Consider the following 22,815-nt stretch of genomic DNA (forward strand, 5'->3'; position numbering starts at 1 on the left):
AAAATCGGGGGTAGTCCGCAGAATCGTTCAGAGGCTGTTTGTAGACGTCAGGTGCTGATTTGCTGGGTGACAAGGCGCACGGCGCCGTCGGCGACCCGGTACTGGTGGACCCAGGCCTGGCGCAACGTCTCGACCGCCGGCAGGGCGCGCAGCCCGGCCGGGGCCGACGGGTCGAACACGGCGGCCAGCACGGCGTAACCGTCGGCGCCGATCCGGTCGGCCAGGGCGGCGCGCTCGGCGTCGCCCTTGGGCAGCCGGTACTGCTCGACCCGCGGGCCGTAGAGCTCGAACCAGTCAGGGCCAACCACGCCGAGCAGCCACGCGGGAGCCGCCCCGGCCACGGCGCTGCCGGCCGCGCGCCTTGACCAGGCCGGCCCCGCGCAGGCGCTCCAGCACGGCTTCGAGCAGCTTCTGCTCCAGGCCGCCCTCGACCAGCCGGGCGCGGAACTCGCAGAGCACCGAGGCGTCCAGGCCGGGGTCGGCCAGGCCCAGGCCGAGAAGGTACTTCCAGTCGATGCGCGCGCGGGCCGCCTCGGCGGCCTGACGGTCCGACAGCCCCTCGGCGAACTGCAGGACCGTCATCAGGGCGAGCCGTCAGGGGCACGCCGCCGGCTGGCCGCGCTCGGGAAACAGCGGCTCGAACAGCGCGTCCTTGAACAGCGGGCCGAGCCCGTCGCGCAGGCGCAGGTAGACGTTGCCCTTGGGAAAAGCCGCCTGGGCCACCCGCCGGGTGTCCTCGGGAACGGTTGCGGGATCCTGGGGCCGAAGCGACATGACCATCCCTCCCGGTGGGTGATGCGCGCAGTCTCCGTTGGAAAGCCGCAACTCTGCGCCGGTTCCCCCAGGTCGGGCAAACACGCATGAGATATAGGCCGGGGCCGGCAGGCCGGATGTAACCTTCAGAGTAGAAAGGGTCTATCCAACTTGCCCAGGATATTTATTTAAAATCATTTGTCAGCGGTATCATCAATGGCTGCGACCAGCTTTACCACACCAAAGGCGCGCTTGCGCCAATCTTTGTTCCCGCCGCCGCGGGGGCTTCTGCCCTCGCGGCGGCGGGAACACCCGTTGTCCCGGCGCTCCGCCGTCCGCCCGACCCGTTCCGCCCGCGCTGACGCGGACGATCGCTCCCCATCCCGGGCCATGACCGGCCGGACAGCCGCTTTCGGCTTCCGGAACGCCCTGGCTCGCCCCCGATCCTGAACGGCGAAGGCGAAGGATTCCCATGAACGATACCGACGACCCGGCCGCCCGAGTGCAATGAGCGCCGCACCCGCGCCGACAAGGGCTGCCAGTCATCTCACGCTCGAGGCTCAAAGGATTGATTTCCTATCTCAAGGCAGCTATCATGATCAGGTCAACATCCCGAAAAATCCCCGTCATGCCTATCGTGCCAACCTGCCATGGAGTGCGCCCCTGTGGAGTGAACCCCTGGACCGAGACAGCGAAAATGATGACACATGCTGACAAAAAGGGGGTGGGGGATGTCGTCATCCTGCGCCGGTCCGCCGCCGCGACGGCACGGAAGCATACGAATGATGACATTCCCCCACCCCCCGCGCCTCAGTTCGCGTGGGTCTCGACCACCGACTGGTAGACCAACTGCTTGAAGAGCTTGCGGTAGTACGGCCGGCTCGGGCCGGGGGCCTGCGTCATCAGCACGGCGGTCAGGTCCTCCTCCGGATCGACCCAGAAATAGGTCCCGGCATAGCCCGCCCACATGTACTCCCCGGCCGAACCGGACACGCCCGCGATGCCGTCCTGCCCGCGGACCGAGAAGCCGAGGCCGAAGCTGTAGCCGGGGGTGCCGAGGAGCAACTCGCCGGGGCTGAGCACGGGCTGGATGCGCTCGCCCAGATGGTCCGACGCCATCAGCCTGATGGTGGTCGGGCTGAGGATGCGGGCACCGTCCAGCTCGCCGCCGTTCAGCAGCATCTGGGTGAAGCGCAGATAGTCGGCGGCGGTCGAAACGGCGCCGGCGCCGCCGGAATCGTTGGCGGGCACGGCGGACACGTCGATCAGCTTGTTGGGGTTGCCGGTCGCCGGGTCGATCTTCAGCGGCTCGGCCAGCCGCGGCAGGTCGGCCTGGGCGACGGAAAAGCCGGTGTCGTTCATCTTGAGCGGCTGGAAAACCCGCTGTTCCAGGAACTCCGACAGCCGCATGCCCGCCGCCTTCTCGACCACCCGGCCCAGGATATCGGAGGCGAGGCTGTATTCCCAGCGGGTGCCGGGCTGGTGGACCAGCGGGACCCCGGCGATCGCCTTGACCTGCTCCTCCGGGCTCATGGAGCGGGAGTCGTAGTCGCGGTCGCTCGGCTTGTAGAGCCCGGCCTTGGCGTAGCCTTCCTTGACCACGGCGTTCTGGGTGATCTCGCCATAGGCGAGGCCGGCGGTGTGGCGCAGCAGGTCCTGGACGGTGGGCTTCCGCGCCACCGGCTCGGTCGAATAGGTGACCTTGCCGAAGGGATCCAGGCTCGCCTTGCTGACCTGGAGGTTGTCGAACTCGGGCAGGAACTTGGACACGGGATCGGTCAGCTCCAGCTGGCCTTCCTCGTACAGGATCATGGCGGCGACCGAGACCAGCGGCTTGGTCATGGAGTAGATGCGGAAGATGGTACCTTCCTCCATCGCCTTGCCGGCGTCCTTGTCCTGGTGGCCAAGGCTCCTGGAATAGACCAGCTGTCCGTCGCGGGCGACCATCATGACCGCGCCGGGCAGCTTGCCGGCGTCGATCTCCTTCTGGAAGACCTGCCCGATCCGTTCCAGCCGCTCCGCCGAGACGCCGACCTTGGCAGGGTCGGCGCGCGGCAGCGCCTGGGCCCAGGCCGCCGACGCGGCGCACAGGGCGATGACGAACAGGGACGGTCCCGCAAGTCGCTTCATGTCTTCCTCCCGTATTTTGCTTGGGGGGAGCGTAACCCCAAGTCCGGGAAGAGGAAACGGCTAAGTTGCAGAAGAACGGACGAAGGGCGTCAGGCCGCCTCGGGCAGCTCCGCGAAGCGGGCGGTGTGGTAGTCGGAATCGCCCAACCAGTGGTCGATCATGACGAGGCGCTTGGCATAGTGCGAAATGGCGGCCTCCTCGGTCATGCCCATGCCGCCATGCATCTGGATCGCCTCCTCGGCCACCAGGCGGCCGGCCGTGCCGATCAGCGCCTTGGCGGCCGAGACGCGCCGCTCGCGCTCGGCGGGGCTCAACTCCAGGCTGCACGCGGCCAGGATCGCCATGGACCGCGCCTGCTCCAGGGCGATGCGCATGTCCACCATGCGGTGCTGCAATACCTGGTTGCGTCCGATCGGCGCGCCGAACTGCTGGCGGGTCTTCAGGTAGTCAAGCGTCAGCTCGCAGGCCTGCTCCATGGCGCCGACCGCCTCGGCGCAGAGCGCCACGCAGCCGGCAGCCAGGGTGGCTTCCAGAGCCTCGGCGGCGCCGCCCTCGGGGCCGACAAGCTCGCCGGCGGCGCCGACCAGGGTGACCTCGGCGGCGCGCAGCCCGTCGATGGTGGCGTAGCCGCGCACGCCCACTCCGGCTTGGGTCGGATCGACCAGAAAGACGGAGATGCCGTCGCGGTCCCCGGTGCCGCCGCCGGTGCGGGCGGTGACCAGCAGCCGCCCGGCGCCGTCGCCGTGAAGCACCACCGACTTGGCTCCGGAAATCCGCCAGCCGTCGCCGGCGCGCTCGGCCCTGGTCCCGATCCAGAAGGGATCGTAGCCGGCCGCCGGCTCGGCATAGGCGAGCGCCAGGATCGTCTCCCCGGCGATCGCCTGCGGCAGCACCGCGTCGCGCTGCGCCTCGCCGCCCAGCCGGGACAGCAGCCCGCCGCCCAGCACCACGGATGCCAGGTACGGCTCCAGCGTCAACCCGCGGCCGAACTGCCGGTGGAGCACCAGAAGCTCGACCCCGCCGCCGGCGAAGCCGCCGTCGCGCTCGGGGAACGGCACCGCCGGCAGGCCCAGCTCGGCCATCATCGCCCAGATCGCGGCGCCGTAGCCCTTGGGCTCGGCGGCGTGGCGGCGGCGCTGCTCGAAGCCGTAGCGGTCGCGCACCAGCCGGCCGGCGGTTTCCTCCAGCATGCGCTGTTCGTCGTTAAGCGTGAAGTCCATGACGGCGCTCCCTCATGCTGTTCCGAATCAGAGGCCAAGGATCATCTTGGCGACGATGTTCTTCTGGATCTCGTTGGACCCGCCATAGATCGACAGCTTGCGCCGGTTGAAATATTGCGGCGCCAGGGGGGCGGCGTAGTCAGGGCCGACCGGCTCCTCGTTGAAGCCGGACCCCAGCGCCTCGTGCTGGAAGGGCAGGGCGTAGGGGCCGGCGGCGCGGCGCAGCAGATCGGTGATCGCCTGCCGGATCTCGGTGCCGCGCACCTTCAGGATGGAGCTTTCGGCCCCCGGCACGCCGCCGCCCTGGACGGCCGCGACGACGCGCAGGTTGGTCATCTCCAGCGCCATCAGGTCGATCTCGACCTCGGCCAGCCGGCGGCGGAAGATCGGGTCCTCGATCAGCGGCCGGCCGCAGCGCTCCTGGCGGCGCGCCACGGCCTTCAGGTGGCGGAGCGCCGCCTTCGCCATGCCGACGCCGGCGATGCCGGTCCGCTCGTAGGTCAGCAGGTACTTGGCGCAGGTCCAGCCCTTGTTCTCCTGGCCGACCAGGTTTTCCACGGGCACACGGACCTCGTCCAGGAAGACCTCGTTGACCTCGTGCTCGCCGTCCAGGGTGACGATCGGGCGCACGGTCACGCCGGGCGCGTCCATGTCGATCAGCAGGAAGGAGATTCCCTCCTGCGGCTTGACCGAGGCGTCGGTCCGGACCAGGCAGAAGATCATGTTGGCGTGCTGGCCCAGCGTGGTCCAGGTCTTCTGCCCGTTGACCACGTAATGGTCGCCGTCGCGCACCGCCCGGGTCTTCACCGAGGCCAGGTCGGAGCCGGCGCCCGGTTCCGAATAGCCCTGGCACCACCAGTCGGTGCCGTCCAGGATGCGCGGCAGGTAATGGCGCTTCTGCTCCTCGGTGCCGAACTTGATGATGACCGGGGCCACCATGTTGACGCCGAAGGGGATGATCTGAGGCGCGCCGGCGGCGGCGCATTCCTCGTCGAAGATGTGCCGCCGGACGGGACCCCAGCCCGTCCCGCCATGCTCCTTCGGCCAGTGGACGGCCAGCCAGCCGCGCGCGTTCAGCGCCGCGTGCCAGCGCAGGTGGTCGTCGCGGGTCAGCCGCCGGCCGCCGCGCACCTTGTCGCTGATGTCGCCGGGCAGGCCGTCGCGCAGGAAGTCGCGGACCTCGGCGCGGAACGCCTGCTCCTCGGCGGTATAGGTGATGTCCATCGAAGTGTTCTTTCCTCAGCCGGCCTTGGACAGGTCGCCGAATTTCCCGCCCTCGCGGGCAAGGCGTTCGAGCAGGCTGGACGGCTCCCAGTGCCGACCGCCCAGGCGGTCATGGTAGCCCTTGACCGCCTCATGGACCTTGGCGAGGCCGATCCCGTCGGCCCAGAACATCGGGCCGCCGCGGAAGGACGGGAAGCCGTAGCCGTTGATCCAGACCACGTCGATGTCGAGCGACCGGGCGGCGATGCCTTCCTCCAGGATGCGGGCGCCCTCGTTGACCATCACGTAGAAGCAGCGCTCCAGGATCTCCTGGTCGCCGATCTCCCGCGGCGTGATGCCCCGCTCGGCGCGGTACGCCTCGATCAGGGCCTCGACCTCCGGGTCGGGCCGCGGCGTGCGGTCGCCGGGCTCGTAGCGGTAGACGCCCTTGCCGGTCTTCTGGCCGAAGCGGCCCTGCTCGGCCAGCTTGTCCAGCCAGTTCGGCGGCTGGGCGTCGGGATCGCCGGCCTTGCGCCGCTCCTCCCGGATGCGCCAGCCGACATCGATGCCGGCCAGGTCGGACATGGCGAACTGGCCCATGGGAAAGCCGAAATCGGTGAAGACCTTGTCGACCTGCTGCGGCGTGGCCCCTTCCTCCACCAGGGCCATGGCCTCGCGGCCGCGCTGGTGGAGCATGCGGTTGCCGACGAAGCCGTAGCAGACGCCGACCATGACGCCGACCTTGCCGATCCGCTTGGACACCTCCATCACCGTCGCCAGCACCTCGTCGGAGGTTTCGGCGCCGCGCACGTTCTCCAGCAGCCTCATCACGTTGGCCGGGCTGAAGAAATGCATGCCGGCCACGTCCTGCGGGCGCGACGTCGCCGAGGCGATCTCGTTCACGTCGAGGGTGGAGGTGTTGGTGGCGAGGATGGCGCCCGGCTTGCAGACCTTGTCCAGCGTGCCGAAGATCCGCTTCTTGACGTCCATGTTCTCGAACACCGCCTCGATGACCAGGTCGGCGTCCTTCAGGTCGTCATAGGACAGCGTCGGCCGGATCAGCGCCATGCGCTGCTCGACCGCGTCGGCGGTCAGCTTGCCGCGCTTCGCGGAATTCTCGTAGTTGCGGCGGATCACCCCGACGCCCTTGTCCAGGGCCTCCGGGTTCGCTTCGAGCAGAAGCACCGGGATGCCGGCATTGGCGAAGCACATGGCGATGCCGCCGCCCATGGTGCCCGCGCCGATCACCGCGGCGAGGTTCACCGGGCGGGTCGGCGTGCCGGCGGGCAGGCCCGGGACCTTGGCGGCCTCCCGCTCGGAGAAGAAGGCATGGATCAGCCCGGCCCGTTGGGGCGAGTCCATGCAGTCCTGGAACAGCTCCCGCTCCTTCGCCAGCCCCTGCTCGAAGGGCAGGGTGACGGCGGCCTCGACCGCGTCGACGCAGCGGTGCGGCGAGTGCAGGTTGCGGGCGGACTTCGCCAGCTTGGCCCTGGCATCCGCGAACACGGCGTGTTCGGTGCCCTCGATCCGGTCGGTGCGGTCGGCGACGCGCCGGGCGGGAAGCTTCTCGTCGCGGATGCGCTGCGCGAAGCGCAGGCCGGCGTCGAGCGCGGACTCCCCGTCGTCCAGCGCGTCCAGGATGCCCAGTTCCAGCGCTTCCGGCGCCGGGACGGGGTTGCCGCCCAGGATGATGTCCAGCGCCTTGGCCGGCCCGGTCAGGCGCGGCAGCCGCTGGGTTCCGCCGGCGCCGGGCAGCAGCCCCAGCTTCACCTCCGGCAGGCCCACCTTGGCGGAGCGCAGCGCCACGCGGAAATGGCAGCCCAGCGCCACTTCCAGGCCGCCGCCCAGGGCGGTCCCGTGGATCGCGGCGACGATCGGCTTGGTGCTCGCATCGAAGCGGGCGATCACCTCGGGCAGGCCGGGGGGCACGAAGGGCTTGCCGAACTCGCGGATGTCGGCCCCGGCCATGAAGGTACGCCCGGCGGCCACCAGCACCAGCACGTCGGCCCGGTCGTCGGCCAGGCCGGCGTCCAGCGCCGCGACGAGGCCCTCGCGCACGGCATGGCCCAGCGCGTTGACGGGCGGGTAATCGACGGTGATGACGCCGGTACGGTCCTGGCGTGCGTAACGGACGGTGTCGGTCATTGTTCTTGCCTCCTCCCCGGATGTTGCTTGGCCCGGATGGCCCTTGGCGGGCAACTCGGGGCAACCATAGGCGGAGGCGTCCGCGAAATCAAGTTTTGCGGAATACGGTTTCGATATGCGAAATTAAGAGGGCCGGAGGCGGTGCTTCGGTGGCGTCCGGCTCCGCCCGCGGTTCGTCAGAACAGCCAACCGTTCATCTGCATCGCGATCACCAGGGCCGAAAGGGCGATGCCGATCGCAAGTTGCTGGAATTTGGAATCCTTGCCTTGCCGGTTCTCCTGTTCCTGTTGCTCGGCATCGAGCCTGGAGCCGCCTTCGGGCAGGAACTGGACCAGGCGCTGGGAAAGCAGCGCCTGGTCCGAGGACTTCAGGTCGTTGCCGGGAAGCTGGGCGAGTATCGAGCTGAGCGCCGTGGCGGCCGCCGTGCGCGGCATATCGGCCAGCTGAGCGGCCTCGCGCCAGGGATCCAGCCCGAGCCTCGCCAAAGCCGACAGAAGGCTGAGAGAGGAGCCGTTCTTCTCGTCCCAGACGGTAGCCGACAGGAAGCCCTGCAAATTCGAGTGATGCATGTTGAAGCCGCTGCGCATCGTCACGTTTTCATCCTCCGGTAAAAATTCAACTGTGGAGATATATGGCGCTTATGCCATTTATTTCAACTTTACTTCGCCGAACGGCACATCATGTCCCTTCCCGTTCAGGCGAATACGAAATCAGGCGAACCGCCATCGCGGAGGACGGGAGAAAAAAGGCAAAAGAAAAGCCCCGGCACCATGGGGTGCGGGGCCGGCAAGGCGCCGGGCGCCTTATCGAATTCTGGTCTGCGAATTTCTAGCTTTCGGCCTGTCGGCACGACCGACCGAGGTTGCCGGCGGCTCCGGTATCCCCCAGGGATGTCCCGGTTCCGCCGGCTGCCGATCAGCTCAGGTCTTTGAGATTGTCAGCCGACATCTTGCCGCTCCGCTGGTCGGAGACGAGGTCGAAGCTGACTTTCTGGCCTTCGCGCAAGTCGCTGATACCGGCGCGTTCCACGGCGCTGATATGGACGAAAGCGTCGCTGCCGCCGTTATCCGGCGCGATGAAGCCAAAGCCCTTCTGGGCATTGAACCATTTCACGGTTCCCGAAGTCATTGGGAAACCCTTTCACAAATAGAGGTGTTGCTTGCACGCGATTACACAGAATCGCGGCAGTCGAGTGGGCGTTTTCAGGTAAGAGGATTGTCGGCACGACACTGATTTTATCAGTGCAAGGCTAAATCGTCCGGCCGTCTATCGACACTGTCATAATGGGGCCTGACGCCTCATTAATCAAGGATATTAAAATTGTTTCGCCCGATTGGCTGGTTTATTTTGCTTTTTCTTCGGAGCGGAATGCGACCTTCAGGTACTTCCGAATGTCTGGATCTTCCGGGCCATTTCGGCCAGGCGCGGCCCCAGATCCTGCTCCAGCCGCTCGCGGCTCAGCAGATAGGCCGGGCCGCCGCAGTTGAAGGCCAGCGCCGGCATCTCGTGCCGCGGCGTGCGGAGTGGCACGGCGACCGAATTCACCTCGGTCTGCCACTCGCCTATGTTGGTGCAGAAACCCTGCGTGCGCACCTGCTCGATCGCGCGCAGGATCTCCTCCTCCTGGCGCGGCCAGTGTTCCTCGCCGACCTTGGCACGGATCTGTTGCAACAGGCCGGTGCGCTCCGCCTCGTCGGCGCCGGCCAGATAGGCGCGACCCATGCTGGAGCGCGCCAGCGAGATGCGCGAGCCGACGTCGAGCTGGAGCGAGACCACGCTGCTGGCGCGGGCGCAGGCGACATAGATCATGCTGAGGTCGTCGCGCCCGCCAAGCCCCACCAGCACGCCGCTCCCGGCATGGCGGGCCAGCTCGTCCATGTAGGGCTGGGCGGTGTCCCGGATCCTCAGGCCGCCCAGGCAGGCATAGCCCAGGCCGAGCACCGGCACGCCGATGCGGTACTTGCCGCTGTCCTCCAGATAGACCAGGTAGCCCAGCTTGGACAGCGTGTAGGTCAGGCGCGAGACGGTCGGCTTGGGCAGGCCGCAGCGCTGCGAAAGTTCCTGGTTGCCGAGCGGGCCGTCGGTCGGACGGAAGCATCGCAGGATCTCCAGCCCGCGGTAGAGTGCGCCGACGAACTGGCGGTCGCCCGCGAAAGGGCCCTCGTCATCCAGCGCCGGAACGTCGGCGACGGGCTGCTTGACCCTCTTCTTCAACGCATCAACTCCATGGCGGCCGCTGCCGATCCGTTCATACCATCGGAGCGGCAGGAATCCAGCGGAAACACGGCACGGACCGCCGATCCGCGCAAATGGAGTAAAATCCTCGCAAACGGTGGGGCGGGCAGAAAATTTGCCATAGCTCGACACACCCGCTTGACACGGCTGCCGGGCAGCTTCAGTCTTGCTTCATGTTCGCCAGGGGCAAAGATCGCTCCGTCATGATGCGGGCAAAGTAATACCACATAAGCCGCTGGTCGGCCGAGGCAAAGGCGCCCACAGCACTTGATGCTGGCGGGCGCTTTTTGCGTTGCTGGATTGGAATGCCGTGACGAAACACAGGTGTTTTCAAGTCGGAGTCATGTTCTCGTCCACCGGGCCCTACAGCGTGGTCGCCCGGTCGATGCTGAACGGGGCGCTCCTGGCCCTGGAGGAACTCAACGGCGACCCGGATTTCCCGGTCGAACTGGTGCCGGTCGTGGTCAATCCCGGCGGCGAGCTGGCCCGCTATCCCGCCTGCGCCGCCGACCTGCTCGCCGGCCGCACCATCCGCCACGTGGTCGGCTGCTACACCTCGTCCAGCCGCAAGGAAGTCATCCCGCTGTTCGAGAAGCACGACGCGCTGCTGTGGTACCCGTCCCACTACGAGGGGTTCGAGAGCGGCGACAACGTCGTCTATACCGGCGCCGCCCCCAACCAGCACATCGTCCCGCTGCTCGACCACCTGCTGGCCCAGTGCGGCAGGACGGCCTGGTGCATTGGCTCCAACTACATCTGGGCGTGGGAGAACAACCGCATCCTGCGGCAGGCGGTGGCGGGGCAGGGCGGCTCGGTCGCGGCCGAGCGTTACTTCGCGGTCGGCGAGACCGATTTAAGACGCGTGATCGAGCAGATCCTGGAGGCGCGGCCCAGCTTCGTGTTCAACACGCTGATCGGCGAGTCCGCCTACCAGTTCCTGCGCGACTTCAGGACCATGGCGCGGGATCGCGGCATCGACCAGCCGCGAGAAATCCCGGTCGCGAGCTGTTCCCTGTCGGAACCGGAGCTGGAGGCGATCGGCGGCGACGCGGTCGACGGCCATCTCAGCTCCAGCGTCTATTTCTCCTCGATCGCGTCGGCCGCCAACCGCGCCTTCGTCCAGTCCTACCGCAAGCGGTTTCCCGACGGCCCCGCCATGTCGGCGGACGCCGAGGCGTCCTATGTGGCCATGGGCCTGCTGGCCCGGGCGCTGGCCGAGGCCGGCACCGACGATATCGCCCGGGTCAAGGCGGCGGTGACCCGGCTCCGGCTCCAGGCGCCGCAAGGGGAGGTCTGGATGGACGAGGATACCTTCCACGCCTATCTGACGCCGCGGATCGGGCGGTCCAACCGGAACGCCCGGTTCGACATCATCATGGAGGCTCCGCAGCCGGTCCGCCCCGACCCCTACCTGGTATGGAATTCGTCGCGCTACGACGAGACCGGGCGGCCGGCCCGGAACCTGAAAGCGGTGTCATGACGGCGGCCCGGCTGGTCCAGAACTTCCGCGGCGTGCGGGCGCTGCTGGCCGTGGCAGACGCCGGCACGGTCGAGACGGTCGCGGGCACGCTCAAGAAGCTGGGCGCGGTCGTCTCGACCACGGCGCCGGACCTGCTGACGCCGGAAATGCCGGCCGGGTTCGACGTGCTGTTCCTGGACCTGGACACGGGCATCCCCGAAGGCTGCGCCTGGGCGAGGCTGGGGCAGGCGCCGCCGCTGCCGGTGATCGGCATCATCGGCGTCGAGGCGCCCAGCCAGCTGAAGGCGCTGCTCCAGCTCGGCGTCACCGCCCACCTGAGAAAACCCGTCCCCGGCGCCAGCGTCTATGCCGCCCTCTATCTCGGGATCAACGAGTTCAACCGCCGCCGCCAGGTCGAGGACCGTCTCGCCGCGGCCGAGGAGCGCCGGCGGGGCCGCCGGTTCGTCATCAAGGCGGTGCTCCAGGTCATGAACCAGCGCTCCGTCAACGACGACGAGGCGTTCCAGATCCTCCGGCGCGAGAGCATGAAGAAGCAGCTCAGCGTCGAGGCGTTCTCGGAAGAGATCATAAGAAAAACCCTCGAAGAGGGTATCGCGGGAGTGAATGCCGAAAGGGGTTGAGACCCGAACGACCAAACAATCCAGAACACAGCGACAGGTGAGGTTGACATGTCTTGTCCGATCAGCGCGCGCTCCTTGGGCGCTTTCACCATTGCCGGCCTGGCATTCGCATCGACGGCGGCCCTGGCCCAGAGCCCGATCAAGATCGGGGTGCTGGAAGACCAGTCCGGCGAGTTCGCCGCCGCCACCCTGCCGAAGGTCCACGGCATCCAGCTCGCCACCGAGGAGATCAACAAGGCCGGCGGCATCGCCGGGCGCCCGATCGAGCTGGTGATCTACGACACCCAGTCCGACAATACGCGGTACCAGGAAATGATGCGCCGCGTGCTCCAGCGCGACAAGGTGGACGTGGTGTTCGCCGGCTTCTCCAGCGCGTCGCGCGAGGCCTACCGGCCGATCGTCAACCAGTTCAACGGCTTGGCCTTCTACAACAACCAGTACGAGGGCGGCGTCTGCGACGCCAACATGATCGTGACCGGCGCGGTGCCGGAGCAGCAGTTCTCCACCCTGATCCCCTGGATGATGGAGAAGTACGGCAAGAAGGTCTACACGATCGCCGCCGACTATAATTTCGGCCAGATCTCGGCCGAATGGGTCCGCCAGATCGTCAAGGAGAACGGCGGCGAGATGGTCGGGGAGGAGTTCATCCCGCTCGGCGTCTCCCAGTTCTCCCAGACCATCCAGAACATCCAGCGGGTCAAGCCGGACATCCTGATGACCCTGCTGGTCGGCACCGCCCAGGCCTCCTATTACGAGCAGGCGGCGGCCGCCAACCTGCAGGTGCCGATGGGCAGCTCGGTCAATGTCGGCCAGGGCTACGAGCACAAGCGCTTCACCCCGCCCAGCCTCGCCAACATGCACGTGACGACCAACTATATCGAGGAGGTCGACACGCCGGAGAGCAAGGCCTTCGTCACGAAGTGGCGGGCCAAGTTCCCCAACGAGCCCTACATCAACCAGGAGGCCGAGAACTCCTACCACGCCATATACCTGTACAAGCAGATGGTGGAGCGGGCCGGCTCGACCGATCGCGAGAAGATCCGCGGCGTGATCGCCCAGGGCGACGTCTGCGTCGACGCGCCGGAAGGCAAGGTCTGCATCGATCCCAAGAGCCAGCACGCCTCGCACACGATCTACCTGGCCCAGGTCGGCGCCGACCATTCCATCAGCTTCCCCAAGGTTTGGGACGACATCAAGCCGTACTGGCTGGGCGAGGCCGGCTGCGACCTGACCAAGTCCGACCCGAGCGAGCAGTACACCCCGAGCAACCCGCCGCCGAAGGGCTGAGCGATCGTTCCCCTCTCCCCCGCGCCGGGGAGAGGGGCCTTCGGTTTCGATGATTCGGGGATCGGCGATTAATGGAATTTCTCAGTGCGCTTTTCGCGTTCCTCTATCAGGCGGGGGATGCCTTCGCGTTCCTCGTCCTGGCGGCGTGCGGGCTGGCGATCATCTTCGGCATGATGGGCGTGATCAACCTCGCCCATGGCGAATTCATCATGTGCGGCGCCTACGTCACCGTCTTCGCGGTGCGGGCGGGGCTGCCGCTTCCGCTCGCGATCGCGTGCGGGTCCCTGGCGGCGGGGATCGTCGGCATCCTGCTGGAGCTGCTGGTGGTCCGGCATCTCTACAACCGGCCGCTGGATACCATCGTGGCGACCTGGGGCATCAGCCTGATCGCGACGCAGGGCGTCCTGATCGTGCTCGGCTCGACCATGCGGGGCGTCGGCACGCCGCTGTCCAGCTTCACCTTCGGCGACTATTCCTATTCCCAGTACCGGCTGGTGCTGATGGCGGCGGCGGTGGCCGTCCTGGCCGTGCTGTACCTGATCTTCAACAAGACCCGGTTCGGCGTGCATGCCCGCGCCACCATCCAGGTGCCGCACATGGCGGAGGCGCTGGGCGTCAACACGCGGCTGATCTACTGCCTGACCTTCGGGCTGGGCGCGGCGCTGGCCGGCTTGACCGGCGGGCTCTACGCGCCGACCATGACCATGGTGCCGTCGATGGGGGCCACCTTCATCATGGAGGCTTTCGTGACCGTGGTGGTCGGGGGCGCCGACGTGTTCCTGGGCACGGCGCCGGCGGCGGCGGTCCTGGGCGTGATCAAGGCGGCCATGACCTCCTGGCAGGGCCAGCTGGCCGGGCAGATCAGCCTGCTGATCGCGGTCATCGTCGTGATCCGGGTGCTGCCCAGCGGAATCTCCGGCTGGCTGCTGAGGGAGCGCGGCTGATGGCGCCGAAAAGCTTGAGGCTGCTGAACGGCCCGCAGACCCTGGGCCGCGGGCCGGCGTTCTGGGGCGGCTTCGTCCTGGCGGTGCTGGCGGCCGTGGCCTATCCCCTGTTCGCGGACGGCTGGACCGTCGGGAACACGGTCTATTTCTTCAACTGGATCTTCATGGCCCTGGGGCTCAGCCTGATCTGGGGCTATGGCGGGGCGCTGTCGTTCGGCCAGACCGCCTTCTTCGGGCTGGCTGGCTACGGCTACGGCGTCCTGACCCTGAACTTCGGCAGCGACTACGGCTTCACCCTGCTGGCGGTCGTGATCGCGGTGGCGCTGGCGGCCCTGTTCGCCGCGGTGCTGGGGTACTTCCTGTTCTTCGGCCGGATCAGCGGCGTGTTCCTGGGCATCGTGACGCTGTCGGTGACGCTGGTGTTCGAACGCTTCATGGCGCAGACGGCGGGGCCGGAATGGCGGATCGGGTCGGCCCGGCTCAACGGGTTCAACGGCATGACCGGGATGCCGCCGCTCACCATCCCGTGGTTCGGCGGCGACATCGTGCTGTTCCCCGACGTGCAGCTCTACTACGTGATCCTGGCGCTGCTGGTCGTGGTGTACCTGGGGCTTCGCATCCTGGTGAATTCCCGCTTCGGCAACGTGCTGGTGGCGATCCGGGAGAACCCGGAACGGGCGGAGATGCTGGGCTACGACATCCGCAAGTACCAGCTGATCGCCTTCGTGATCGGCAGCAGCCTGGCCGGCCTGAGCGGCGTGCTTTACACCTCGTGGGGGCAGTACATCACGCCGTCCAGCATGGGCCTGACCGCGGCGGCGCTGCCGGTGGTGTGGGTCGCGGTGGGCGGGCGGAGCGACCTGACCGCGACCCTGGTCGGCACCTTCGCCGTGCTCACCGTCTTCCAGACCCTGACCATCTACGGCAGCCAGTACGCGTTGGTGGTGATGGGGGCGCTGCTGGTGGTCGTCGTGCTGTTCGCGCCCGAGGGGTTGATCCCCGGGATCGCCAACGTCTCCCGCCGCCTGGGGAGGAGCCGATGACGGCACTGCTCCGCACGGTGGACCTGAACAAGCGCTTCGGCGGGCTTCGGGTCACCGACAACGTCAATTTCTCGCTCGACGAGGGGGAGGTCCACTGCCTGATCGGGCCGAACGGTGCCGGCAAGAGCACGCTGTTCCGCCTGTTCCTGGGCGAGCACATGCCGTCCAGCGGACGCATCCTCTATGCCGGGGAGGAGATCACGCACCTGAAGCCGTTCGAGCGGATCCGGAAGGGCATCAGCGTCAAGTTCCAGGTGCCCGGCATCTTCGCGAAGCTGAGCGTCCGGCAGAACCTGACGATCGCCCTCCAGCACCATCTGGAAGGCGCCTCGCTGGAGGAGGAGATCGCCCGGCTGCTGGAATTCCTGCGCCTGTCGGCCGAGGCCGACGTCCCGGCGGGAAGCCTCAGCCACGGCCAGAAGCAGTGGCTGGAGATCGGCATGGCGATCAGCCTGAAGCCGCGCCTGCTGCTGCTGGACGAGCCGACCGCCGGCATGTCGCCGGAGGAGACCTTCGAGACCGGCGAGATGGTCCGCGCGCTGAACGCCGGCGGCGTCACCGTGCTGGCGGTCGAGCACGACATGGCCTTCGTCCGCCAGATCGCCCGGCGGGTGACCGTGCTCCATTTCGGCCAGATCTTCGCCCAGGGCACGGTGGAGGAGATCACCGCCAACGACGCCGTCGCCGAGATCTATTTTGGACACGCAGATCAGGATGGCCGATCATGATCACTGACGGACGAGGCGACGGCTCCATGCTGGCCCTGTCCGGCCTGCGCGCCGGCTATGGCGGCAAGCCGGTGCTGCAAGGGGTCGAGCTGACGGTGGAGCGGGGCACCATCGCGGCGGTGATCGGACGCAACGGCGTCGGCAAATCGACCCTGATGAAGACGCTGATCGGGCTGCTGCCGGCGATGGACGGCACGGTCACCTTCGAGGGGCGGGACATGCGCGCCCTGAAGCCGCACCAGCGGGCGCACCTGGGCATCGGCTACGTGCCGCAGGGGCGCGAGGTCTTCCCGCGCATGAGCGTGGAGGAGAACCTGAAGGTCGGGGAGATGATCCACGGCGGCCGGAAGACGGCGGACTACGACCGGATCTACGACTTCTTCCCGATCCTGAAGGAGCGCCGGAACCAGCGGGCCGGCACCCTGTCGGGCGGCCAGCAGCAGCAACTCGCCATCGGCAGGGTGCTGGTCGGCAGCCCGTCGCTGATCCTCCTGGACGAGCCGTCGGAGGGCATCCAGCCGAACATCGTCCAGGACATCGCGCGCATCGTCGTCGAGCTGAACCGCTCCATGGGCATCACCATCGTGTTCGTGGAGCAGAACCTGGAGATGATCCGGGCCATGGCCCGGCATTGCTACGTGATGGACAAGGGCCGGATCGTCACCGAAGTGGCGCCGGAGCAGTTGAACGACCGCGAGACGGTGCGCCGTTACCTCGCGGTCTGAAGTTCCAAACAGAACACCAAACATGAAGGGGAACAAGAAATGTCCTGGCTAGAGACATCCATCATGGCCAAGCGCGGCGTCGCCGGCGGCAAGGAAACGTCGCGCCAGAAAATCACCATCGAGCAGCAGGGCAAGTTCCACTACGTCTACGGCCCCTACGCCGAGCCGGTGATCGAGGTCGAGCCCGGCGCCGTGGTCGAGGCCGAGACCCACGACGCCTTCGAGGGCAAGATCAAGTCGGAGAGCGACGTGCCCTCCGAACTGCTGAACGTCCCCTACCTGAACCCGCAGACCGGCCCGGTCTACGTCAAGGGCGCCAAGAAGGGCGACTGCCTCGCGGTCTATATCCACTCGGTCAAGCCGCGCGGGCCGCAGCCGGTCGGCACCACCTGCCTGATCAAGGAGTTCGGCGGACTGGTCGGCACCACCAGCACGGCGCTGCTGAACCAGCCGCTGCCGGAGAAGGTCAAGAAGGTCAATGTGGACGAGAACGGCGTCTACTGGAACGACCGCATCACCCTGCCGTACGAGCCCTTCATCGGCACCATCGGCGTGTCGCCGGAGATCGAGGCGATCACCTCGCTCCAGCCGGACTATTACGGCGGCAACATGGACCTGCCAGACGTGGCGCCCGGCTCGGTGATCTACCTGCCGGTCCAGACCGACGGCGCGCTGCTCTATGTCGGCGACTGCCACGCGATCCAGGGCGACGGCGAGCTGTGCGGCGTGGCGCTGGAGATCCCCTCGACCACGACGCTCCAGATCGACCTGATCAAGGACCACAGGATCGCGTGGCCGCAGCTCGAGACGGAAGACATGTTCATGACCATCGGCAGCGCCCGCCCGCTGGAGGACGCCGCCCGCATCGCCTACCGCGAGCTGGTCCGCTGGTCGGCGGCCGAGTGGGGCATGGACGAGCTGGAAGCCTATATGCTGATCACCCAATGCGCCAAGGTCCGGCTGGGCAACATGGTCGATCCGAAATACACGGTCGGCGCCTCGGTCGCGAAGAAGTACTTCAAGTAAGAAATCAACGAAGCAACGAGAACAGGCGAACGAGGAGGCTTCCGATGGATCTGGGACTGAAGAGGCTTCGGGCCGTCGTGACCGGCGGCACCAAGGGGATCGGCCGCGCCATCGCGGAAACCCTGGCGGCCGAGGGCTCCGACGTGGCGATCTGCGCCCGCCACGCCGACGACGTGGAGCGGACGGTCGCGGCGCTCAAGGCCACGGGCGTGCGGGCGACCGGCCGGGCGGTGGACGTGGCCGACGGCCCGGGGCTGATGGCCTGGGTCGCCGACGTGGCGGCGGAGTTCGGCGGGATCGACATCGCCGTCTCCAACGTCAGCGCCCTCGCCATCGGCACCGACGACGAGAGCTGGAAGCGGGGGTTCGACGTGGACATGATGGGCACCGTCCATCTGGTCAACGCCGCCATGCCGCACCTGGAGCGGAGCAAGGCGGCGTCGATCGTGACGATCTCCAGCGTGTCGGGCCGGGAGATCGACTTCGCGGCGGGACCGTACGGCGCCTTCAAGGCGGCGCTGATCCATTATACCCAGGGGTTGGCGTACCAGCTCGCCGGGAAGGGGATCCGCGCCAATTCGGTGTCGCCGGGCAACACTTATTTCGAGGGCGGCGTCTGGAACCAGATCAAGGACGGCAACCCCGACCTCTACGCCACCGCCCTGGCGCTCAACCCGACGGGACGGATGGGAACGCCGCAGGAAATGGCGAACGCGACCGTCTTCCTGGCAAGCCCGGCGGCCAGCTTCATCACCGGGACCAATCTGGTTGTGGACGGCGCGCTGACCCGCGGCGTGCAGTTCTGAGGTTTGTCGGCCAGGGTGCGCGGGGCGCGCACCCTGGGAGTTCCGGGTATAGACCCGACGCGGGAAATCGGGTCACTTGAATTGTCATCTCGGATGACACATGAGTCCGGTCCGTGCATCATGATCGCACAGGAGGATGGCTCATGGACCCGACATGGCAGGCCGCCCAGGCGCGGCACAAGTTCTCGAAACTGGTGGACGCCGCCGTGGAGGGCGCTCCGCAGTTCATCCGCCGCCGCGACGGCCGCGAGGTCGTGCTGGTGTCGCGGGAGTATTTCGAGAGCACAAAGCCGAACCTGAAGAGCTATCTGCTCGATGCCGGATATGCGGAAGGGGAGGACGCCTTCGATACCGCCATGAGGGATATCCGCTCCGGCCCGCCTTTGTTCCCCTCTCGGGACATGGCGGCCAAGGATTGAGGAGGGTGTTCATCCTCGACACCGACATCATAAGCAACCTGCGCAGGAAGAGGCCGCATCCTTCCCTGGTACGGTGGATCGACGGCATCGGGTGGAATGAGATCGGCACGACCGCCTTTACCGTGATGGAGATTCAGATCGGCATCGAGCGGGCGAGACGCACGGATCCCACGGTCGCGGACGCCGTCGTGCAATGGCTGGACGGGCTGATCTCCTCCGGGCAGCCGAAGGTGCTCAGCTTCGACCTGCATGCCGCCATGATCTATGGCCGCATGCACGAAACACCGGAGCTGCGGAACTTCCTGGCCGGCCCGAAGGGTGCAAGAAAGGCGAAGACCGGGGCCGATCTCGCCATCGCCGCGATCGCGATCACCCAAGGGGCTGTCGTCGCCACCGGCAACGTCGCGGATTTCCTGGAGATCCACGCGCTTTTCCCGCTGCCCGGACTCTACAATCCGTTGACTGGCATCTGGCATGTGACGCCGGGCTGATGTTGTGCCATATGCCGAAGTAACCAGTCTTTGAATCAAAGACATTTATGGACTTTGATGGGGTTGGTATTCTGGAAATTTTTGATAATACCTATTGAGATACTTATCGAACGTTATATGCGGCGAAGTTCATTTCAAGAAGAAATCAAAGAAGGGCACTGCAACACCTCAGGCCGACATCGAATTGATCAAGGCGCGCCTGAAGGATGCGGAGGAAGACTATCGTCGCCGTAAGGAGGAGACAGTATGACCGGTGTGGCCGCAAGCAGCGGAAATGTCTTTGCGGACTTGGGTATCGATCAGCCCGAAGTTCATCTCGCGAAAGGCAGCATCGCCGCGCGAATAGCTCGCCTCATCCATGAGCGTGAGCTCACCCAAGCGCAGGCGGCCGAGCTGCTGGGCATCGAACAGCCGAAGATCTCAGCCCTTGTGCGAGGCCGGCTATCGGGATTCACTCTCGACCGGCTACTGCGTTTTTTGACCGATTTGGACTGCGACGTCGAGATCACCGTCCGGCCAGCCAAGCGCAAGGGGCACGGCCACATCGCCGTGGCGTCATGATTTCGTCCTGATCGACCTCGCGGCCGCTCCTACCGTGCCGGCGTGATCCAGGACAGCCTGCCGTCCTCCGTTCCGGCCAGGAGGGAGCGGCCGTTCGCGGTCCAGGCGAGCGCGCTGACCGCGGAGCCGCCGCGGCCGGCCAGCGGCAGGGGTGCGCTGCCGTCGAGCGGGGCCACGAAAATCATTCCGTCGTCGCGGCCGGCGGCCAACACCGGGTCCATCGGGTGCGGGGCGACCGCGGTGATGACGGCGCTGCCGGGGCCGGGAAGCTCCAGCGGGGCCTTGTCCCAGGGACCGCCGCCGAAGAAGGGCCAGCAGACCACCTCCTCGGCCCCGGCTGTGGCGAGCCAGCGGCCCCGGGCGGCCCAGGCGAACGAACGGACCTTGGCGGCATAGCCGCTCATCCGCATGTGCGCCTTGTCCTTCAGCCGCCAGCCGTGCAGTTCCGCCTCCTGCATGGCGGTCATCACGTGGGTGCCCGCCGGATGCCAGATCACGCCCAGGTGGGAGCCTTTCCAGTCCAGGCGGGTCGGCACGTCCGGCGCCTTCGTCCACCACAGGCTGACGCCCCCGTAATGGGCCACCGCCAGACGCTTGCCCTTCGGCGCGAAGGCAAGACCGCCCACAGTGCTCGGGTGGTCCAGCGGATCGCAGGCCGGGCGGCCGGCGCGGTCGAGCAGCGTCACCTGCCGGCCCGCCGCGAAGGCGCGCAGCCCCGCCTGCGGCTCGGCGTCCACATGCTCGATCCAGCGGCCCTTGACCTCCGCCAGCGGTTCCGCCGCGGCGTCCCCCGAGGAGCCGGGGACGATCCGGCAGAGCCGCCCGTCGTCCCCGCCGGTCAGGAAACCGCGGTCGTCCAGGTCGGGGACGATGGTCAGGCAGGCGCCCGCGTGGACCTGCGATGCGCGCGGCCCGCCGTCCGGATCGGCGAGGTCGAGCAGCCGCACCGACCCGTCGCCCAAGGCGGCGGCCGCGTGCGTTCCCGCCCGGTTGACCGCCAGTCCGACCACCCAGGCGCCGGTTTCCCACCGGCGTTCCGGCACCGGGCTCATGACGCCGCGCAGGCCGCGAAGTCGGCGGCCAGGGCTTCGCCGTCGAGGTCGCGGCCGATCAGCACGAAGCGGCTGGCCCTCGACTGCCCCTCGCGCCAGGACAGCGTGTTGCCGCTGTCGGCCAGCATGTGGACGCCCTGGACGACGGTCGGCCGGCTCGCCCCCGCGAAGGCCAGGATGCCCTTGTAGCGCAGCAGGTCGGTGCCCCGGGTCTGGATCAGGGTGCGGAACCAGCGGTCGAACCGCACCGGGTCGAGCGGCCGTTCCTCCCGCAGGGAAACGCTCGTCACGGACTGGTCGTGCTCGTGGTCGGCCTCGGTCAGGAAGTCGGGCTCCATCTCCAGCACGCGCTTCAGGTCGAAGCCGCCGATGCCCAGCACGGCGTCCAGCGGAGCGGCGCAGCGCTCGGTCCGCACGATCCGCGCGAAGGGGTTCAGCGAGCGCAGCCGGGCCTCCACCGACGCCAGCTCGCCCGCGTCCACCAGGTCGGTCTTGTTCAGCAGGATCACGTCGGCGAAGGCGACCTGCTCCAGGGCCTCGTGGCTGTCCTCCAGGCGCTGCGTGACGTGGCGGGAATCCACCACTGTCACCACGCCGTCCAGCCGGGTGCGCTCGGCCACGTCCGGATCGACGAAGAAGGTCTGCGCCACCGGGGCCGGATCGGCGAGCCCCGTGGTCTCGATCAGGATGCCGTCGAGATCACCCTTGCGCTTGATCAGGCCGCCGATGATGCGGATCAGGTCGCCGCGCACGGTGCAGCAGATGCAGCCGTTGTTCATCTCGAACACCTCCTCGTCCGCGCCGACGACGAGGTCGTTGTCGATGCCGATCTCGCCGAACTCGTTGACGATCACGGCGTACCGCTTGCCGTGCGGCTCCGACAGGATGCGGTTCAGGAGGGTGGTCTTGCCGGCGCCGAGATAGCCGGTCAGCACGGTGACGGGTATGGCGGTCATCGGTTCCTGTCCTTGTTGGGTTGTGCGTTGGAGTGTGTCCGACGTGCGGGCGGCGTTCACGATCCCGCGCCCAGCGCCGACGCGAAGGCGCGGGTGTTGTGGCGCATCATGGCGGCGTAGTCCGGTGCCGGGCCGTCGGGGCCGGACAGCGCGTCGGAATAGACCCGGCCGCCGATGCGCGCGCCGGTCTCGGCGGCGATGCGGTCCAGCATGCGGGGATCGGCGATGCTCTCGACGAAGACGGCGCGGACGTTCTCCGCCTTCATCTGACGGATCAGCCGGGCGACGGCGCCGGCCGACGGCTCCGTCTCGGTCGATATGCCGACCGGCGCCAGGAAGGTCACGCCATAGGCCCGGGCGTAGTAGCCGAAGGCGTCGTGCGCCGTGACGATGATCCGACGGTCGCGCGGGACGGGAGCCAGCGTCGCCTCGATCTCCGCCTCCAGCGCGTCCAGCTCCGCCCGGTACGAGGCTAGGCCGGACCGGAAAGCCTCGGCCTGCGGGGGAGCGGCGGCGGCCAGGCCGTCGGCGATGTTGCCGGCGTAGACCTTCGCGTTGGCGACCGACTGCCAGGCATGGGGATCGGCCCCGTGGCCATGGTCATGCGAATGCCCATGGCCTTCCTCTTCGGCGCCGGGAAGCGGGTCGATGCCCGCCGTGGCGACGACCACCGGTCCCTTGTAGCCGGACGCCTGCACCAGCCGGTCCATCCAGCCCTCGAAGCCGAGCCCGTTGACGATCACCAGATCGGCACCGGCCAGCGCCCGGGCGTCCGCCGGGGTGGGCTCGTAGACATGGGCGTCGCCGTCGGGGCCGACCAGCGTCGTGACCGCCACGCCGTCGCCGCCGATCCGGCCGGCCATATCGCCCAGGATGGTGAAGCTCGCCACCACCTTCAGCGGGTCGGCCAGGGCGGGCTGGGCCATCAGGGCCGCCGCCGTCGCCAGGACGGCCATGAGCATGCGTTTCATGCCGGTTTTCCTTGTTTCTC

Annotated in this window: 25 protein-coding genes; 12 read left to right on the top strand and 13 right to left on the bottom strand. The window is 67.6% G+C overall.

The window, feature by feature from the left end:
* Nucleotides 1–47: 47 nt before the first annotated feature.
* The 10 genes from JL100_RS36140 to JL100_RS36185 all read right to left on the bottom strand — a co-directional run bounded on the left by JL100_RS36140 (nt 48) and on the right by JL100_RS36185 (nt 9,665).
* Nucleotides 48–308 carry a hypothetical protein gene (locus JL100_RS36140; protein ID WP_202684530.1) on the bottom strand — a complete coding sequence of 87 codons (261 nt, stop codon included), beginning with the start codon at nt 306–308 and terminating at the stop codon, nt 48–50.
* Complete coding sequence (locus JL100_RS36145) at nt 295–582, bottom strand: transposase (RefSeq protein WP_202684531.1); 288 nt, start codon at nt 580–582, stop codon at nt 295–297. Before JL100_RS36145 ends, JL100_RS36140 begins: the two co-directional genes overlap by 14 nt.
* Before the next feature lie 12 nt (nt 583–594).
* Nucleotides 595–774, bottom strand: coding sequence for a hypothetical protein (locus JL100_RS36150; RefSeq protein WP_202684532.1), 180 nt, complete (start codon nt 772–774; stop codon nt 595–597).
* A gap of 789 nt (nt 775–1,563) precedes the next feature.
* Nucleotides 1,564–2,883: a serine hydrolase domain-containing protein gene (locus tag JL100_RS36155; protein ID WP_202684533.1), complete on the bottom strand. Its 1,320-nt coding sequence runs from the start codon at nt 2,881–2,883 to the stop codon at nt 1,564–1,566.
* An 89-nt stretch (nt 2,884–2,972) separates the two neighbouring features.
* Nucleotides 2,973–4,103, bottom strand: coding sequence for an acyl-CoA dehydrogenase family protein (locus JL100_RS36160; protein ID WP_202684534.1), 1,131 nt, complete (start codon nt 4,101–4,103; stop codon nt 2,973–2,975).
* Between the two features lie 27 nt (nt 4,104–4,130).
* Nucleotides 4,131–5,327, bottom strand: coding sequence for an acyl-CoA dehydrogenase family protein (locus tag JL100_RS36165; protein ID WP_202684535.1), 1,197 nt, complete (start codon nt 5,325–5,327; stop codon nt 4,131–4,133).
* 15 nt (nt 5,328–5,342) lie between these two features.
* The gene (locus tag JL100_RS36170; RefSeq protein ID WP_202684536.1) at nt 5,343–7,451 is read right to left on the bottom strand and encodes a 3-hydroxyacyl-CoA dehydrogenase NAD-binding domain-containing protein; all 2,109 of its coding nucleotides are present in this window, start codon (nt 7,449–7,451) and stop codon (nt 5,343–5,345) included.
* A 176-nt stretch (nt 7,452–7,627) separates the two neighbouring features.
* A complete protein-coding gene (locus tag JL100_RS36175) occupies nt 7,628–8,038 on the bottom strand; it encodes a hypothetical protein (RefSeq protein WP_202684537.1) in 411 nt (136 codons plus the stop codon).
* 328 nt (nt 8,039–8,366) lie between these two features.
* Nucleotides 8,367–8,579 (bottom strand): cold-shock protein, encoded by a 213-nt coding sequence (locus JL100_RS36180; protein ID WP_202684538.1) that lies wholly within the window; start codon nt 8,577–8,579, stop codon nt 8,367–8,369.
* A 249-nt stretch (nt 8,580–8,828) separates the two neighbouring features.
* Nucleotides 8,829–9,665 (bottom strand): IclR family transcriptional regulator, encoded by an 837-nt coding sequence (locus JL100_RS36185; RefSeq protein WP_202684539.1) that lies wholly within the window; start codon nt 9,663–9,665, stop codon nt 8,829–8,831.
* 364 nt (nt 9,666–10,029) lie between these two features.
* On the opposite strand from JL100_RS36185, the gene JL100_RS36190 reads away from it, so the two are divergent.
* The 12 genes from JL100_RS36190 to JL100_RS36245 all read left to right on the top strand — a co-directional run bounded on the left by JL100_RS36190 (nt 10,030) and on the right by JL100_RS36245 (nt 19,816).
* Nucleotides 10,030–11,166 carry a transporter substrate-binding domain-containing protein gene (locus tag JL100_RS36190; RefSeq protein WP_202684540.1) on the top strand — a complete coding sequence of 379 codons (1,137 nt, stop codon included), beginning with the start codon at nt 10,030–10,032 and terminating at the stop codon, nt 11,164–11,166.
* Nucleotides 11,163–11,786, top strand: a complete 624-nt coding sequence (locus tag JL100_RS36195) for an ANTAR domain-containing response regulator (RefSeq protein WP_202684541.1) — start codon at nt 11,163–11,165, stop codon at nt 11,784–11,786. The genes JL100_RS36190 and JL100_RS36195 overlap by 4 nt, the downstream gene beginning before the upstream one ends.
* A 48-nt stretch (nt 11,787–11,834) precedes the next feature.
* A complete protein-coding gene (locus tag JL100_RS36200; RefSeq protein WP_202684542.1) occupies nt 11,835–13,073 on the top strand; it encodes an urea ABC transporter substrate-binding protein in 1,239 nt (412 codons plus the stop codon).
* A gap of 71 nt (nt 13,074–13,144) precedes the next feature.
* The gene (locus JL100_RS36205) at nt 13,145–14,017 is read left to right on the top strand and encodes an ABC transporter permease subunit (RefSeq protein ID WP_202684543.1); all 873 of its coding nucleotides are present in this window, start codon (nt 13,145–13,147) and stop codon (nt 14,015–14,017) included.
* The gene (locus JL100_RS36210) at nt 14,017–15,060 is read left to right on the top strand and encodes a branched-chain amino acid ABC transporter permease (protein WP_202684544.1); all 1,044 of its coding nucleotides are present in this window, start codon (nt 14,017–14,019) and stop codon (nt 15,058–15,060) included. Before JL100_RS36205 ends, JL100_RS36210 begins: the two co-directional genes overlap by 1 nt.
* Entirely contained in the window at nt 15,057–15,788 is a 732-nt protein-coding gene (locus JL100_RS36215) for an ABC transporter ATP-binding protein (RefSeq protein ID WP_202684545.1), read from the top strand. The genes JL100_RS36210 and JL100_RS36215 overlap by 4 nt, the downstream gene beginning before the upstream one ends.
* Nucleotides 15,785–16,513: an urea ABC transporter ATP-binding subunit UrtE gene (urtE, locus tag JL100_RS36220; RefSeq protein ID WP_202684546.1), complete on the top strand. Its 729-nt coding sequence runs from the start codon at nt 15,785–15,787 to the stop codon at nt 16,511–16,513. The genes JL100_RS36215 and urtE overlap by 4 nt, the downstream gene beginning before the upstream one ends.
* A gap of 39 nt (nt 16,514–16,552) precedes the next feature.
* Nucleotides 16,553–17,539: an acetamidase/formamidase family protein gene (locus tag JL100_RS36225; RefSeq protein WP_202684547.1), complete on the top strand. Its 987-nt coding sequence runs from the start codon at nt 16,553–16,555 to the stop codon at nt 17,537–17,539.
* Nucleotides 17,540–17,583: 44 nt separating this feature from the next.
* The gene (locus JL100_RS36230) at nt 17,584–18,345 is read left to right on the top strand and encodes an SDR family NAD(P)-dependent oxidoreductase (protein WP_202684548.1); all 762 of its coding nucleotides are present in this window, start codon (nt 17,584–17,586) and stop codon (nt 18,343–18,345) included.
* A 143-nt stretch (nt 18,346–18,488) separates the two neighbouring features.
* Complete coding sequence (locus tag JL100_RS36235; protein ID WP_202684549.1) at nt 18,489–18,764, top strand: type II toxin-antitoxin system Phd/YefM family antitoxin; 276 nt, start codon at nt 18,489–18,491, stop codon at nt 18,762–18,764.
* 5 nt (nt 18,765–18,769) lie between these two features.
* Nucleotides 18,770–19,255, top strand: a complete 486-nt coding sequence (locus JL100_RS36240) for a PIN domain-containing protein (protein WP_202684550.1) — start codon at nt 18,770–18,772, stop codon at nt 19,253–19,255.
* 246 nt (nt 19,256–19,501) lie between these two features.
* Entirely contained in the window at nt 19,502–19,816 is a 315-nt protein-coding gene (locus tag JL100_RS36245; protein ID WP_202684551.1) for a helix-turn-helix domain-containing protein, read from the top strand.
* 29 nt (nt 19,817–19,845) lie between these two features.
* On the opposite strand, the gene JL100_RS36250 is transcribed toward JL100_RS36245, so the two are convergent.
* Genes JL100_RS36250 through JL100_RS36260 form a run of 3 tightly spaced genes read right to left on the bottom strand, consistent with a single transcriptional unit; the run spans nt 19,846 to nt 22,795 of the window.
* Nucleotides 19,846–20,868: a WD40 repeat domain-containing protein gene (locus tag JL100_RS36250; RefSeq protein WP_202684552.1), complete on the bottom strand. Its 1,023-nt coding sequence runs from the start codon at nt 20,866–20,868 to the stop codon at nt 19,846–19,848.
* Nucleotides 20,865–21,824 (bottom strand): CobW family GTP-binding protein, encoded by a 960-nt coding sequence (locus JL100_RS36255; protein WP_202684553.1) that lies wholly within the window; start codon nt 21,822–21,824, stop codon nt 20,865–20,867. The genes JL100_RS36250 and JL100_RS36255 overlap by 4 nt, the downstream gene beginning before the upstream one ends.
* A 56-nt stretch (nt 21,825–21,880) precedes the next feature.
* A complete protein-coding gene (locus JL100_RS36260; protein ID WP_202684554.1) occupies nt 21,881–22,795 on the bottom strand; it encodes a metal ABC transporter substrate-binding protein in 915 nt (304 codons plus the stop codon).
* Nucleotides 22,796–22,815 lie beyond the last annotated feature (20 nt).

The sequence above is a fragment of the Skermanella mucosa genome (assembly GCF_016765655.2).
GTDB classification, from domain to species: Bacteria; Pseudomonadota; Alphaproteobacteria; order Azospirillales; family Azospirillaceae; genus Skermanella; species Skermanella mucosa.